Consider the following 14,709-nt stretch of genomic DNA (forward strand, 5'->3'; position numbering starts at 1 on the left):
AATCTTTAAAAATTAATAATATTCTGATAGCTGGCAAAATAATCCTGAATAACATTAAGCAGCGTCGGAAGAATAAAAATTAAAATCATAGCGCCAAGAACGGGTTTAAACAAAAAACTCAGTTGAAAAACGTTAACCTGAGGAGCTGTTCTTGAAATAATACCGAGTATTATATCCTGCCCCAACGAAGCAAGCAAAATAGGTGCGGCGATTTGCAAACCGACATATAGAACGTTAGCGGTTATAGCAACCAGATAATCAGGTGAAGCAAATTGCACCATATTAAACGAAACAGCAAAAATTCCGCACAGCTCGAATGATTTTTCAAAAGCCATAATCAACCAATATATACCGCCTATATTGACATAAATAACAGCCGCCAACAAATTAAAATAACTTCCGAGCAAAGAACTTTGCGACCTTGTAGACTGGTCAAACATTGTAGCGGAAGACAACCCCATCTGCATATTAATCATATCACCGCCTGCTGACACCGCCGCAAAAATAGCGGAAGCCACAAAACCCATAAACGCGCCTAAAACCCCATTGATTAGCAGCCCTAAAGCGTAGGGGAAATCAGCGGGCATAGGCTCTATTTTTAATATTCCGACAAAGATAATCGACATAATAAGCGCAAAGGCAAGCTTAACAATAGTAGGCACCTCTTTTCTACTTATGACCGGGGCGAACCTGATAAACCCCATAAATCTTGCAAAAATCAACAATCCTGCGACAAGCGCATTATTAAACTCGGGAAAATGTTTAAAAAACGCTAAAAAGGTCTCCACTATTTTTCTCCCAAAGCGGGCGGCAAATCAATTATCAGGTCACCATCATTTGCAGGAGGAACATCTATAACGGTTAAATTCTCAATTGTATCATCCGTCCTAACAAACCCTACCTCATAATTATAATAATGATTTTTTGTTTTTACCTGCAAAACAGTAGGCTTATCTTCTTTTAACTTCAATATCAATCGTTTTTTATCATCAAAAATGGTATTCATAATTTGAGCGTCAAGCACCTTGTTATCATTGTTAAGAAACTCAATTTCATCATCAAAATCAAGCACATAAAGTTGATTTTTGTTTAAGTGCATAGCCTTCATTTCCAGTGAAAAAACAACGGATTGAATAAACAAAGCAACGGCCAAAACTATCATTAATTTTTCACAAATTTTAGAAAACATAAACACCGCCTTTAATTACCGTTAATTATTTTTTTGGTTTCTACCAGATTAGGTCTTGAATTTGCCTCAGAGTTTGTTTTTTGGAACACAGGCTTTTGCTGATATTCGCTGTAAGGAGGTTTCCCGGGACGCTTCATTAATTTATCGGTATCTGACTGCCTTCCTTCCATATAATTATTTTTAGTATCAAGGTTAAGCCCTGCATAACCTTGAGAATCCAAAACATAATCTTCTTCTTTCGTAATAACATTAAACGCCAAGTTTGCAGATTCTTTTAAATAATCTGTCATAATTTTCGCAAAGAAGCCGCCCAAAAGCATAATAACCAAAAATACGCCCAAAATTTTAGGCGCGGCAACAATAGTTTGTTCCTGAACAGAGGTAACCGCCTGCAAAATACCTATAACAAGCCCTACCCCCGCCGCTATTAACACACAGGGCATTGCTATCAACAACATATTTATAAAACCGCGACCTAAATGTTCCAGTAAAACTTCCATCTCAAACCTCAATTAAAGCTGTTTATTAAGCCGTTTACAATCATCCCCCAGCCGTCAACCGCAATAAATATAAGCAGTTTAAACGGCAGCGAAACAATGGTAGGCGATAACATCATCATACCGAGTGCCAAAAGAATATTTGCAACGACCAGGTCAAGAATTACAAAAGGCACAAAAATAACAAACCCTATTTCAAACGATTTTTTAAGCTCACTTACCATAAAGGCGGGAGCAACATCAAGGATACTAACATCTTTAGGTGTTTTAGGCGGAGTTTGTTTTCTAAGCTCTATAAAAAATGCCAAATCCTGCTGTGTTGTCTGTTTCATCATAAATTCTTTCAGCGGCTCAGACCCTTCCTGAATTGCCACTAAAATATTCTGTGTTTTTTGATACGGTGTATATCCCGCCTCATACATTTTTGTAAAAACCGGCGCCATGGTATAAAGCGTCATAACCATAGACAAGCCTATAATTATAATCCCCGGAGGAACCTGCTGTGTCCCGAGCGCTGTTTTTAATATAGAAAATACAATTATAAACCTTAAAAAGCTTGTCAAACAAGAAAATACAAACGGCAATAATGAAAATATCGTCATCAGTATAAGCATTTGTATTATAGGATTTAAATCCTTTATCATAGCATCCATCTAACTACCCCTTAATTATCATTGTTTAACTTTTCAAGCATTGACAAAATCACGCTGTTATGAGGATTTTTAAACTCTTTTTCAGATTTGTGTTCCTCCTGCACAAGCTCTTGTTTTTTCTCTTCCCCGATTTTAGCCAACATAGTTGTTTTATCGGAGTCAGAAGAGATTAAATATTTTTCATCATAAACTTTTATAATATACAAAGTCTTTCTCGGAGCTAAAGATAAACTTTCTTCAATAGTAAGATTAGATTTTTTCTTGTTTTGAAGGAAACCGCCGTTCATATAATTTTTAGCCACAACATAAGCTATAAGCAGAAGTCCTATCACTCCCAAAGTATAAAAAGCAAACCCCATAATATACTGCGTCATAATCCTACCTATATTTCTTCTTCATCTATATCGAAATCGTTAACATCAAAATCATCATCGTCAGAAGCTAACTCATTCGGCTGTTCTTCCGTATCGTCTTTCACTGTTTTTTCTACATCCCGGGGCTGGGCAAAAATTTCTGTAATTTTAACCCCGTACTTATCTCCTATAATGACCAATTCGCCTTTTGCAACATTTTTATCTTCAACCTCAAGCAAAATATCATTTTCATAAATAGAATCAAGTTCCATTACCAACCCCTCAGACATTTGCCTAAGCTCGCCCAAACTCATTTTAACCTGATTAAATTTAGCGGTAACATCAACCTGAATGTTATCCCATATATTTTTGGCTGTCATATCTTCACTCTCCCGAATTAGTTCATCATGTTCATCATCCTCTCTCATAAAAAGCCTTGGGTCAGGATTGACCTTAAAGTCAATGTGAGCAGGATTTATTATACTCATTTTTTTAATATTACTTTTTTCCAAAACAACAATATCATCTGTTTCAATATGTTTGACATCATCAAGCGAAAGTTTCGTTTTACCGACGGCAATATCGACTTCCGCAAGCGCCCTTGTAAAAGAATCAACATTAACCCTTTCCTCATCAAGCTTCGCAAGTTCAGGATATTTAATCAGTTTAACCGGCAAAGTAAAAATCATTTTGCCCGCTTCAAAATTATCATCGTCATACAAAATCAGTCCAAAATTCAAAATATCGTCAAACATTTCATTCTGATTGGTTAATTTTTTAATGGCTTCTTTTGAAACAAAATAATTTTTTACCCCGTCAAAAACATTGTTGTTAAATCGGCTTAGAATTTGCGCTTCAAGCTCAGATATTCTGGTAAATTCAAACGACCTGCCGTTTTTACCCAAAGATTTCGTTAAAAATCTTTCACAAGCCCCGTCAGAAAGTCTTATGACACATTTAATGTTCTGGAACTGCGCCTGGGTAACAAAATACGGGGTGCCTTTAAGGAAATTTTTAGTATTACGCTCAAGGGAAAATAGCTTAATTTTGGGGGTATAGAGCCAAAATTCAGAGCATTTTTGCGAAATCAGGTTAGAAAATTCCGCCTCAAACCATTGAAAAAACGGCAAAAATTGTTTTATAGAAGTATCTAAACTCTTTGTAGTTTGCGTCGTCACGCTACCTACCCCCAATGGCATATACTACCCCAAGCTATTTTATATAACAATATATTATAACTTTTAGCACCTAAAGTATATCAACTGTTTGTTGTATGTTTTAAACAAAAAGCACACAATCAAAATCCCCGCTTGTATACTTCTTCAATCATAGTTTATAATATAAAAATGAATATTAAAGATAAAATAGAAAAAGTCTTCCAAAATGAGCAAAAAACCGCCATCCAATACTGCAGCCGACTTGCCCAAAATATGGGGATACAAATTTATCTTGTCGGCGGCGTAGTCAGGGACCTTATTCTAAACAAAAAATCTTACGACATAGATATTTTGGTCGAAGACAGCGCTATCATATTCTGTGAGCTTTTGGCAAAAAATCATCCTAACGAAATAGAAATTCTTGCCCAAAACGACAAATTCCAAACGGCAAAAGTCAGATTTATCTTTCACAACCAACCTATAGAAATTGATTTTGCCTCCACCAGAAGCGAAATTTACGAATATCCTTCAGCATTGCCGTCTTTGGTCGAAACAGGAGTAAGCCTGAAAAAAGATATGGAAAGGCGTGATTTTACCATAAATGCCATAGCTGCTTCTTTAAATAAAACGAACTTTGGTGAAGTGATAGACTACTTCGGAGGCACAGAAGATATAAACAACGGTATTATCAGGATATTGCACAATAACAGCTTTGTTGATGACCCGACAAGAATACTGAGAGCGTTAAAATTCAGGGTGCGTTTTGATTTTAACCTGGAAGAAAAAACCAAAGCACTGCAAAAACAATGCCTTGACGCAAAGCAGTTTGATAATTTATGCTCCGAACGTATTAAAAAAGAACTCAAATCAGGTCTAAATCTTCTAAAAAGCGAATATTTCGATAAACTCATTTCAGAAAACATATACAGGCTTATAATAAGCGACATATCAAAAATAAACATCCCAACAGGGAAAATTATTTGTGAAATAATAAATTCTAATCTGAATCATATCAACAAAGAAAATATTTGGGTTATATTTTTGAGTATATTATTTTACTTTGCACCGACAGAGCCGGTAATAGAAAATATTGAAAAACTTGCACTTACAAGTGCGGAGCAAAGAATTCTAATGGACTTTTTCAAGCTAAAATCAAACAACAAAAAATTTAACGAAGCCAAAACACCCTATGATATTTATACCCTGCTTAAAAATTTTACCCCCGAATCGATTATTGCAAATCAATGTTTACAGACTAATATAGATAATAGCGACAAAATATTTCTGTATCTTAATGAGCTAAAAGATGCCAAGCTTAAAATAAACGGACATTACATCAAAGAATACCCTGAAATAGAAAAAATACACTACAAAGACATTCTTGAAGAAGTAATGAAAGCCAGATTGAATAAAAAAATTTCAGATACAGAAGAAAAATCATACCTTAAAAAAATATGCAAAAGATACCTTAAAACAGAAAAAGGAGCCGTATAATGGAAAATATTTGGGAAAAATACGCAAAAGTCCTTGTGGAATACTCAACTTCAATAAAAAAGGACGACAAAGTTATTATAAGAGCAGAAGCCCAAGCCCAACCTCTGATAAAGGCTGTGTATGAAGAGGTCTTAAAAAAAGGCGCTCACCCGATTTTAAGAGTTTCTCTTGATGAAATAAACAACAGCTACTATAAATACGCAAGCGATGAGCAGCTTGATTACATAGATGATTTTGTAAAAATGGAATACGAAAAATCAGATGCCTTAATAGCAATAAGCGCACCATATAATGTGAAAGCGCTCTCAAGGGTAAGTGCGGAAAAACAAGCCCGCCGCTCAAAAGCAACAAAAGGCTTATCGGTAAAAATGCTTAATCGTGCGGCAAACGGAGAATTAAACTGGGTAATTTGCAACTTCCCGACCAATGCCAGAGCGCAGGAGGCAAAAATGTCGCTGGAAGAATACAAAGAATTCCTTATAAACTCCTGCTATCTCAATGATAAATCCCCTGTTGAGCAGTGGAAAGCAATGGATAAAAAACAAACTCAAATTGCAGAAATTTTAAACACTAAGTCCAAAATACGAATAACGGGTGAAAAAACAGACGTTGAATTTTCCGTCAAAGACAGAAAATGGATTAGCTGTGCAGGCAAAAACAACTTCCCCGACGGAGAAATTTTCACATCTCCCGTGGAAGACAGCGCAAACGGCGAAATTTATTTTGACTTCCCCGCAATATATCGCGGCAACGAAGTCAACGGAATATATATTAAATTAAAAGACGGCAAAGTAATAGAAGCCAAAGCCGAAAAAAACGAGCCTTTTCTGTTAAAAATGTTATCGCAGGATGAAGGCGCAAGCTTTGTCGGCGAAGTTGCCATCGGTACAAACAATATGATTCAGGACATCACAGGCGATATTTTGTTTGACGAAAAAATCGGCGGTTCAATCCATATCGCCTTTGGCGCCTCATACCCCGAAACAGGCGGCAAGAATGAATCAGGACTTCACTGGGATATCATTAAAAACATGAAAAACAACGGAAAAATTTACGCCGATGATGAACTTATCTACAAAAACGGAAAGTTCTTAATCAGCTAATGAATATCTCCGTAATTTGTATAGGCAAAATCAAGGAAACCTACCTGAAACAAGGAATAGACGAATTTAAAAAACGTCTTACCCCCTTTTGTTCACTTAAAATCATTGAGCTGCCCGCTTACCAAATAAAAACACCGGAAGACGAAAAAAAGGCAAAAACCGTTGAAGCCCAAAAAATTCTTGAAAATTTAAGCGAAAATTCCTACAACATAGCCATGGAAGTTAAGGGCAATACTTTAAGTTCAGAAGGTTTGGCGCAAAAAATAAGCGAGCTTACTGTTTCGGGAGTTAACCAAATTACCTTTATCATAGGCGGTGCAACAGGATTGGACAATTCTGTTTTAGAAAAAGCCCACTACAAACTTAGCTTCTCAAAACTGACCTTCACACATCAAATGATAAGACTGCTTCTTCTTGAGCAAATTTATAGAGCGTTTAAAATTCTGAACAACGAACCTTATCACAAATGAACTGTTGAAGAGGTAAAAAAGGTGAAGAGCTTAAATTTCTAAACTAACTCGACCTTACCTTTAGACGTGATTTCTTCGTTGATTTTAGCAATAAACTCATCAACGCTCATTGTACCGATTTGACCGCGGCCTTTAGACGCTCTTACGGATAAGGTTTTGTCTTCAATTTCTTTATCACCTATAACAGCCATATAAGGGATTTTTTTATTCTGGGCCTCTCTGATTTTATAATTCATAGATTCGCTTCTATCATCAAGCTTAGCTCTTATACCCTGCGCTCTAAGACTTTTATAAACCGCCTCGGCGGCTCCAACATGCCTGTCTGCAATCGGGATTATTTCAACCTGAACCGGAGCAAGCCATGTTGGAAAAGCCCCTGCATAATGTTCTATTAAAAGCCCTGCAAACCTTTCCATTGAACCGAAAATTACACGGTGAAGCATAACAGGAGTTTTCAAACTGCCGTCTTTATCCTGATATTTAAGGTCAAATCTTTCAGGCAGCGTAAAATCAAGCTGAACAGTAGCGCCCTGCCATGTTCTGCCGATGGCATCTTTTAGTTTAAAGTCGATTTTAGGACCGTAAAAAGCACCATCGCCCTCGTTAATATCGTACTTAAGCCCTTTTTTCTCAAGAGCCTGCTTTAGTCCCTCTTCGGCTTTATCCCAATTTACGTTAGTACCTACAAATTTTTCGGGTCTTGTTGATAATTCAACACTGTAATCAATATTAAACAAGCTTAAAGTATAATCAACAAAGTCAATTACACCTATAACTTCATCAATAAATTGTTCATGCGTACAAAAAATATGGGCATCATCCTGGGTAAAGCCCCGGACTCTTGTCATACCGGACAATGCACCTGAACGTTCGTTGCGATAAACAGTTCCAAGCTCGGCTAATCTAAGCGGAAGGCTGCGATAGCTCTGTCTGTCGGATTTATAAATCAGCATATGGAACGGACAATTCATTGGTTTTAATACGAAGTCCTGGTCGGGTGATTTGACCATAAACATATTTTCGCTGTAATAGTCCATATGACCTGATGTAATCCACAAATCAGGCTTTGCTATGTGCGGAGTGTTTACTATAACATAATCACGTTTGCGATGTTCGCTGCGCCAGTAGTTTTCAATCTCTTCACGTACAATTGAAAGATTAGGGTGCCATAAAACAAGCCCCGAGCCGACTTCATCTTCAATACTGAATAAATCAAGTGCGCTGCCAAGCTTTCTGTGGTCGCGTCTTTCGGCTTCTTCAAGCTGTGTTAAATAAGCCTTTAAATCATCTTTTGTCAAAAATGCTGTAGCGTAGACCCTTTGAAGCATTTTATTTTTCTCATTGCCTCTCCAGTATGCCCCTGCGACGCTCAAAAGCTTAAATGCCTTAACAGGCTTTGAACTAAGCAAATGAGGTCCTCTGCATAAGTCGTTCCACAGCTCTTTTCCCTCTTTTGTTTTGGTAACAAAAAGGGTAGGATTTTCACTCTTATGCTCTTCCAAAAGTTCGGCTTTGTATATTTCACCCTGCGCTAAAAACTCTTTTATTTTTTCATCGGGATTATCAATGACAACTTTTTTAAAAACCAAATCTTGCGCAATTAACTCCTGCATTTTCGCTTCAATTTTTCCAAGGTCTTCTTCTTTTAAGCTAACTCCCGGAATATCAAAGTCATAGTAGAAGCCGTTTTCAATAGCAGGTCCGATAGCTAATTTTGCTTCAGGGTACAAAGCCTGTACAGCCTGCGCCATAATATGCGAACAGCTGTGTCTTAAAACATCAAGGCTTTCCGGGTCTTTTGCAGTTAAAATTGCAACCCTGTCATTATCCGTCAAAACCGTATCCAAAGAACAAACAACATCATTGATTTTGCAGGCTAAGGCATTTCTAGCCAAGCCTTCTGATATTTTCTTTGCCGCATCTAATGCGGTAGAATTCGGCTCAAGAGCGAGCTTCGATTCATCAGGTAAAATTATATGGATTTCAGACATTTTTAACCTCGTTTAACTAATTATACTATTAAGATATCACTTCAAAAAAATACTTCAAATAATCATAAAAAAAGCCGCATTGAAATAAATTCAATGCGGCTTTTAAAAAATATAAAATTTTTATTATTTGCAGCAAGCTGCAGAATTAGCGTACTCTTTCAGCTCCGCCACTCTATCGAGTTTTTCCCAGGGTAAATCTAAATCAGTTCTACCCATATGACCGTAAGCAGCAATATTTTTGTAGAAAGTACCGCCGCTTTTAGCGGGAAGATTTCTTAAATCAAAGTTATTAATAATGGCAGCAGGTCTTAAGTCAAAAATCTTGCTTACTATGTCAGAAATTTTATCGTCAGAAATAATACCTGTACCAAAAGTCTCAATCATTACAGAAACAGGCTGCGCAACACCTATAGCGTATCCCAGTTGAACCTCGCATTTTTTAGCCAAACCTGCCGCTACGATATTTTTAGCAACGTGTCTTGTGGCATAAGCAGCGCTTCTGTCAACTTTTGTGGGGTCTTTGCCCGAAAAAGCCCCGCCGCCGTGTCTTGAATAACCGCCGTAAGTATCTACAATGATTTTTCTTCCCGTCAAGCCGGCATCACCTTGAGGTCCGCCAACTACAAACCTGCCCGACGGGTTAATTAAATACTTGGTTTGAGCGTCAGGTTTGATTTTATCGTTTTCAAATACAGGGGCTATAACATATTTTTTCAAGTCGTCAGAAATAATCGCCTGAACTTTGGCGTTATCTTCTTCACCGTTAATGGCAGGGTCATGCTGGGTAGAGATAATAATAGTATCAATTCTTGCAGGCACACCGTCAACATACTCGACAGTAACTTGAGATTTACCGTCAGGACGAAGGTAATACAAAGTATTATCTTTTCTGACTTTAGCCAATTGAAGAGCCAGTCTGTGCGCCAAGCTTATAGGAAGGGGCATTAACTCGGGAGTTTCATCACAAGCAAATCCAAACATAATACCCTGGTCGCCTGCGCCGATATTTTCTGTTTCTTCCGCTGCAGCATCACTTTCACGTTTTTCAAGCGCCGAATTTACACCATGCGCAATATCAGGCGACTGTTCATCTATACTTGTTAAAACAGCACATGTTCTTGCGCAAAAGCCACCGCCTTTATCACCGACATATCCTATATCTTCTACAGTTTGTCTGACTATAGCGGGAATATCGACATAACAATCAGCGGTAATTTCACCTGCAACTAAAACCATACCTGTTGTAACAGATGTTTCCGCCGCAACTCTTGCTTGCGGATATTTAGTTAAAAATGCATCTAAAATAGCATCAGAAATTTGGTCGCATACTTTATCGGGATGACCTTCGGTAACTGATTCTGAAGTAAAAAGATATTTGGACATATTATTCTCCTCTCGGGCATTAGTACTGTATAAATTCAATGTACTTACATATTAGCATAAACATAATATTCAGTTACCAATATATTGCCAAATACTTTAAAATTTCTTAATTAAAAACGTAAACAAATGTAAATTTCTACAAGATTTCTGCAATTTTTCCAAACAACATCACTTTATTTATATAAGAAGGTAGTTAGGTAAGTATAATGTCTCATGATTTAGCGTCTGTATTAATATACAAGCTTGGGTTTTTCGGAACCCGTTCAACAAATGCCGTCAACCAGGCAAGAGAAGGACAGACATGCACCGCAATGGCAAATGCGGGCAGAGTAGCCGTTACTACTTCTCAGGCAATGGTACCGCTTTTCGCAGTTGCTGCAACTCTTGCTACTACTGCTAAAAATCCAACCCTTAGAAATACCGCCAATAAGATTGCATCAAGCAGATTAAAAGATATAGCCGCAACTCTGACATCTTCTACCACAAAAGACTCTACAATGTTTATAGCAAAAGCATCAAAATTTTTAGCACGGCTTGGTGTAGCAGGTAATATTGCATATGCGGCAGCAAAACCGCTTGACGCTGATGAAAAAGATAAGAGCAAAGTTTTTGTAGCAGCAACAGGTAATATCGTAGGCATGTATACAGCGGAACATATTTATTCCAAAGTTATAGCGAAAATAAAACCCAAAGATGCCGCAGAAGTCACAGTTGCAGCATCAAAGAAAATCAATCCAAAAAGCATAGCAGAATTATGTAAAAAAATTAAATTAAGAAATATAAAAGGCAGCTCTATTTTAATAGGTATAGGTTTTGTAGCAGCTTCGCTGGCAGGCTGCAAAGCGGGCGAAAAAATCGGCGAACTTGTCTACAAAGGCTCTAAGACAGAAAAATTCCAACAGGAAAAACAAAATCTTTTAGCTAAAACAGATAATCCTTTAAGCTTACAATCAAATATTCCTACGACTGCATAGCAGGCTGAGCTTTAAATTGCGCCATATAAAGCGCTTTATAAGCGCCATTATCCGCACGAAGCAACTCTTCATGAGTGCCTGATTCAACAATATTACCGTCATTAACAACCATAATCCTGTCGGCATTTTGAACGGTAGAAAGTCTGTGAGCAATTACAAATACTGTTCTTGATGCCATCAAGTTATCAATAGCTTTTTGAACGACAGCTTCAGCCTTATTATCAAGCGCGCTTGTAGCCTCGTCTAAAATAACAATAGGCGCATTTTTCAGAAAAGCTCTTGCAATAGCGACCCTTTGTTTTTGTCCGCCGGAAAGCAAAGTACCGCGCTCACCTATAAATGTATCCAGCCCGTTTTCCAAGCCGGCAACGAACTCGTCCAGGAATGCGCATTTCAAAGCTGCATTAATTTCTTCTTCGGTTGCATCTTGTTTACCAAGCAAAATATTTTCTCTTATAGTCCCGGAGAACAGGAAATTATCCTGAAATACAACTGCAATATTATCTCTGAGCGATTTTAAAGAATAGTTACGAACATCAATGCCGTCAATAGAAATACTGCCGCCGCAAACATCATAAAATCTGGGTATCAAATTAACCAAAGTAGTTTTACCGCCGCCTGAATTACCGACTATAGCAATAGTTTGATTGGCTTTTGCAGAGAAGGAAATACCTTTTAAGACAGGAACTCCGTTACCGTATTCAAAGTAAACATCGTCAAATTTCACACCGCTGCCGATGTTCTTGAGTTCAATAGGGTCTTCGCAATCTTGAACGGCAGGCACTCTTTCCAAAATATCATAAACCCTCTCAATAGCCATAAAAGAAAACTGCACATCTTTCAAATTATTGCTCAAACTTTTTATAGGCTGATATAACATAACAAGAGCTGTAATAAACGATACGAAGTTACCGCTTGTAATAACTTTATTAACAATCAAATAGTTGCTGAAACCGATAACAGCAGCTATACCCAATGAAATAATAAAGTAAGTAATAGGAGAAATAATAGCCGTTCTCTTTGTAATTTTCATCATCAGAGAGAATAAATCCTGAAGCAAAACAGAGAATGAATTTGTTAACTTAGGCTGCAAGTTATAAGAAGCAACAGTTTTGTTACCCGCAAATGTTTCGTTATAGGTAGTCATAACTTTAGTAACAGCAACTACGTTTTCTCCGACTGCAGATTCTATCCTTTTCCTTACAAAAGCCAAAGGAGCAAGCGCAGCGCCTAAAACAGTAATCGCGATAATTGCCAAATGCCATGAGTTCCAAATCAATACACCTACAAGTGATATTGAAGAAAAAATCCTCGACACAAATAATTTAAGGTTTGATAACAATCCGTTACATGCAATTTCAGCATCCTGATTAAATCTAAATAAAACATCACCCGATGTCTGATTGTCAAAATAAGCGGTTTCAAGCGCCATAAGTTTTGCATACAGCTTACGTTTCAAATCCAAAGTGATTTTCATCCCAACCCATACATTCATATAATCTGCAAGATAGTTTAAAGTTCCCTGCACCGTGGTGAACAAAATAATTAATAAAGGAATTAAGAAAGGAGAAGACCCGACTTGTTTTTCAACCAAAACAACATCCATGTAAGGTTTTAAAGAAAGCGCTATAATTGCATCCAAAGAGCCTAAAGGAATACAAATAAGCATTGCCACTAAAGCTCTAAACGCATAAGGCTTAACAAAAGGCCACATTCTCTTATAATTTTTTACAAAATTATTATCTCTAAATTTCTCTAATAACTCTTCCCTGTTCATTTCTTCACCTATTTTCAATTTTTACTTAATTAAATTATACTACAAACAATTCTTAGGTATTGTCTTCTTTTATATGTTCTAATTCTTTCTTAACAAATTCTTTTGCATGCTGGGGAATAATATTCTCACAGCTATCCCAAACAGGGGTTATACAAGGATTTTTGGTTTCACGCTTTATCATGTTCAAATAACAATTGCCTCTGTCAAAATCAGCCCTGCCTTTATTCGCAAATTCAAAATAACCGCAATTTTGGCAAATTTTCAGTGCAAACCCTTTTTCCATAAGAATATCGGTTATTTCTTTCAAAGCCTCTGATACTCTTAAATATTTTTTTGACGACATATAATTTTTTTCATACCAAAAAACCACACGATAAAGAGCATCTTCGTTAATAATTTGAATTTCAACGGAAAGTTCCATCTCGCCATCCGTGAGAGTTACGGGAATAAATTGAGAATTCTCCTCCTCTTCTTTTTCATCAGGTTGTTTTTGTGCATTTATACGCGCATAGTAGTTTATCGAGTAATTGGCAAATAATGCTATAGGAGAAAAAATCACCCAGGCCCCCCAAAGTATGAACTTTCTCAAATTAAAATTAGCTACCCTCATTAAATAAATAAACAGTAGAGCATAAGCTATAGTGAGAAAATAAGGGATATCAAACCCCAAAACATAACCGTTAACAGCGGCAAAATTCATTATAAAAAGACAAGCCGCAATTATATAGAATTCGCCAGGATATAAAACAGAAAGCAAAAACTCTTTAGATTTCAAATTACAGTTTGGCGAAAATAAATCCCGCCAATATTTTTTTAGTAATATAAATTTTGATACATTAATTTTATTAAAGAAGTCCAAAACATTATCCGTACTTTCATAAAACTGTTTAAAAACCCTGATATCCGAAGAATGAAGCATTTTAATATTTTTCTTCATAAGCAAAAGCGGAATTTCAAACTGAAAATCTTCAGAAGAAGAAAAATGATTTCTATGTTCAAGCAAAACATCCTTTTTAATAGCAAAAACATCTTCATTTAAGTAATTTGCAAGCCCCGCAATATTTCTTCCGGTAAAAATAATAGTATTCAAAAATATTTTACGATAACCGATAACAGTGCCTATTAATGTAGTAAAAAAGTTTTTATTTAATGTGATACCGCTTACAACATGGGTTTGTCCGATTTTAGCGTTAACCCTGCCTAAAAAATCGGGTCTTACCGTGCTATCAGCATTGATAAAGACAAAAGCGTCAGAAGTATCGTTAATAAAAATTCTGTCAAAAAACCACCTGATAGCTTCTCCTTTCCCGAGCTTTTCACCGTTTTCGGAATTTAACCGCCACAATCTGCAGCCGCCCAAAACCTCTAAAACTTTGGCGGTTTCATCAACACAATTGTCTAAAATAACGTTAATAACATATTTTTCTTTATTATATTCCTGAGATTTCAAAGCATTAATTAAAGACGCAATAGTGTACTCGGAATTATTAGCATAAACCACAACATTAAAAGAATGGGTATAATCAGTTTGCGCTATCCTGCTTTCTATATCTACGAGCCTTGTTTTTGAAGCGCAGTAAATAATATAAGAAAAATAAAAAAAGGCTAAAACCAAATGCACCAATAATATTATTGCAATAATATCAATTACAAAAATCAACTTAAGCT

The 14,709-nt window shown here is 36.6% G+C and carries 14 protein-coding genes; 4 read left to right on the forward strand and 10 right to left on the reverse strand.

Features of this window, described 5'->3' with window-relative positions:
* Positions 1 to 5: 5 nt before the first annotated feature.
* From PHX18_07040 to PHX18_07065, 6 genes are read right to left on the reverse strand one after another with little or no spacing between them, the layout of a single operon-like run.
* Positions 6 to 788 carry a flagellar biosynthetic protein FliR gene (locus PHX18_07040; GenBank protein ID MDD3594365.1) on the reverse strand — a complete coding sequence of 261 codons (783 nt, stop codon included), beginning with the start codon at positions 786 to 788 and terminating at the stop codon, positions 6 to 8.
* On the reverse strand, positions 788 to 1,189 hold the full coding sequence (locus tag PHX18_07045) for a hypothetical protein (GenBank protein MDD3594366.1): 402 nt from the start codon (positions 1,187 to 1,189) through the stop codon (positions 788 to 790). The genes PHX18_07040 and PHX18_07045 overlap by 1 nt, the downstream gene beginning before the upstream one ends.
* An 11-nt stretch (positions 1,190 to 1,200) precedes the next feature.
* Entirely contained in the window at positions 1,201 to 1,689 is a 489-nt protein-coding gene (locus tag PHX18_07050; GenBank protein ID MDD3594367.1) for a flagellar biosynthetic protein FliQ, read from the reverse strand.
* A gap of 8 nt (positions 1,690 to 1,697) precedes the next feature.
* Complete coding sequence (gene fliP / locus PHX18_07055) at positions 1,698 to 2,339, reverse strand: flagellar type III secretion system pore protein FliP (protein ID MDD3594368.1); 642 nt, start codon at positions 2,337 to 2,339, stop codon at positions 1,698 to 1,700.
* Between the two features lie 11 nt (positions 2,340 to 2,350).
* Complete coding sequence (locus PHX18_07060) at positions 2,351 to 2,713, reverse strand: flagellar biosynthetic protein FliO (GenBank protein MDD3594369.1); 363 nt, start codon at positions 2,711 to 2,713, stop codon at positions 2,351 to 2,353.
* 8 nt (positions 2,714 to 2,721) lie between these two features.
* A complete protein-coding gene (locus PHX18_07065) occupies positions 2,722 to 3,870 on the reverse strand; it encodes a FliM/FliN family flagellar motor switch protein (GenBank protein MDD3594370.1) in 1,149 nt (382 codons plus the stop codon).
* Between the two features lie 168 nt (positions 3,871 to 4,038).
* Between PHX18_07065 and PHX18_07070 the strand changes: the two genes are divergently transcribed.
* Genes PHX18_07070 through rlmH form a run of 3 tightly spaced genes read left to right on the forward strand, consistent with a single transcriptional unit; the run spans position 4,039 to position 6,916 of the window.
* The gene (locus PHX18_07070) at positions 4,039 to 5,343 is read left to right on the forward strand and encodes a hypothetical protein (GenBank protein MDD3594371.1); all 1,305 of its coding nucleotides are present in this window, start codon (positions 4,039 to 4,041) and stop codon (positions 5,341 to 5,343) included.
* Positions 5,343 to 6,446 carry an aminopeptidase gene (locus tag PHX18_07075; protein ID MDD3594372.1) on the forward strand — a complete coding sequence of 368 codons (1,104 nt, stop codon included), beginning with the start codon at positions 5,343 to 5,345 and terminating at the stop codon, positions 6,444 to 6,446. The genes PHX18_07070 and PHX18_07075 overlap by 1 nt, the downstream gene beginning before the upstream one ends.
* A complete protein-coding gene (gene rlmH, locus PHX18_07080) occupies positions 6,446 to 6,916 on the forward strand; it encodes a 23S rRNA (pseudouridine(1915)-N(3))-methyltransferase RlmH (protein MDD3594373.1) in 471 nt (156 codons plus the stop codon). Before PHX18_07075 ends, rlmH begins: the two co-directional genes overlap by 1 nt.
* Positions 6,917 to 6,954: 38 nt before the next feature.
* On the opposite strand, the gene thrS is transcribed toward rlmH, so the two are convergent.
* Positions 6,955 to 8,907 carry a threonine--tRNA ligase gene (gene thrS, locus PHX18_07085; protein ID MDD3594374.1) on the reverse strand — a complete coding sequence of 651 codons (1,953 nt, stop codon included), beginning with the start codon at positions 8,905 to 8,907 and terminating at the stop codon, positions 6,955 to 6,957.
* 123 nt (positions 8,908 to 9,030) lie between these two features.
* Positions 9,031 to 10,290: a methionine adenosyltransferase gene (gene metK / locus PHX18_07090; protein MDD3594375.1), complete on the reverse strand. Its 1,260-nt coding sequence runs from the start codon at positions 10,288 to 10,290 to the stop codon at positions 9,031 to 9,033.
* A 206-nt stretch (positions 10,291 to 10,496) separates the two neighbouring features.
* Here metK and PHX18_07095 point away from each other — a divergent pair, with 206 nt between their 5' ends.
* Positions 10,497 to 11,264 carry a hypothetical protein gene (locus PHX18_07095; GenBank protein MDD3594376.1) on the forward strand — a complete coding sequence of 256 codons (768 nt, stop codon included), beginning with the start codon at positions 10,497 to 10,499 and terminating at the stop codon, positions 11,262 to 11,264.
* Here the strand turns inward: PHX18_07095 and PHX18_07100 are convergent.
* Positions 11,251 to 13,041 carry an ATP-binding cassette domain-containing protein gene (locus tag PHX18_07100; protein ID MDD3594377.1) on the reverse strand — a complete coding sequence of 597 codons (1,791 nt, stop codon included), beginning with the start codon at positions 13,039 to 13,041 and terminating at the stop codon, positions 11,251 to 11,253. The two genes, PHX18_07095 and PHX18_07100, sit on opposite strands and share 14 nt — an antisense overlap.
* Positions 13,042 to 13,093: 52 nt before the next feature.
* A complete protein-coding gene (locus PHX18_07105) occupies positions 13,094 to 14,701 on the reverse strand; it encodes a hypothetical protein (GenBank protein ID MDD3594378.1) in 1,608 nt (535 codons plus the stop codon).
* Positions 14,702 to 14,709 lie beyond the last annotated feature (8 nt).

The organism is Candidatus Gastranaerophilales bacterium, from assembly GCA_028696075.1.
Classification (GTDB): Bacteria; Cyanobacteriota; Vampirovibrionia; order Gastranaerophilales; family JAILCC01; genus JAQVHS01.

Bases quoted from the DNA above. Each gene is read 5' to 3' on its own strand.
- PHX18_07045 (MDD3594366.1), bottom strand. From the start codon at position 1,189: ATGTTTTCTAAAATTTGTGAAAAATTAATGATAGTTTTGGCCGTTGCT.
- PHX18_07050 (MDD3594367.1), bottom strand. From the start codon at position 1,689: ATGGAAGTTTTACTGGAACATTTAGGTCGCGGTTTTATAAATATGTTG.
- fliP (MDD3594368.1), bottom strand. From the start codon at position 2,339: ATGGATGCTATGATAAAGGATTTAAATCCTATAATACAAATGCTTATA.
- PHX18_07060 (MDD3594369.1), bottom strand. From the start codon at position 2,713: ATGACGCAGTATATTATGGGGTTTGCTTTTTATACTTTGGGAGTGATA.
- PHX18_07070 (MDD3594371.1), top strand. From the start codon at position 4,039: ATGAATATTAAAGATAAAATAGAAAAAGTCTTCCAAAATGAGCAAAAA.
- PHX18_07075 (MDD3594372.1), top strand. From the start codon at position 5,343: ATGGAAAATATTTGGGAAAAATACGCAAAAGTCCTTGTGGAATACTCA.
- rlmH (MDD3594373.1), top strand. From the start codon at position 6,446: ATGAATATCTCCGTAATTTGTATAGGCAAAATCAAGGAAACCTACCTG.
- thrS (MDD3594374.1), bottom strand. From the start codon at position 8,907: ATGTCTGAAATCCATATAATTTTACCTGATGAATCGAAGCTCGCTCTT.
- metK (MDD3594375.1), bottom strand. From the start codon at position 10,290: ATGTCCAAATATCTTTTTACTTCAGAATCAGTTACCGAAGGTCATCCC.
- PHX18_07095 (MDD3594376.1), top strand. From the start codon at position 10,497: ATGTCTCATGATTTAGCGTCTGTATTAATATACAAGCTTGGGTTTTTC.
- PHX18_07100 (MDD3594377.1), bottom strand. From the start codon at position 13,041: ATGAACAGGGAAGAGTTATTAGAGAAATTTAGAGATAATAATTTTGTA.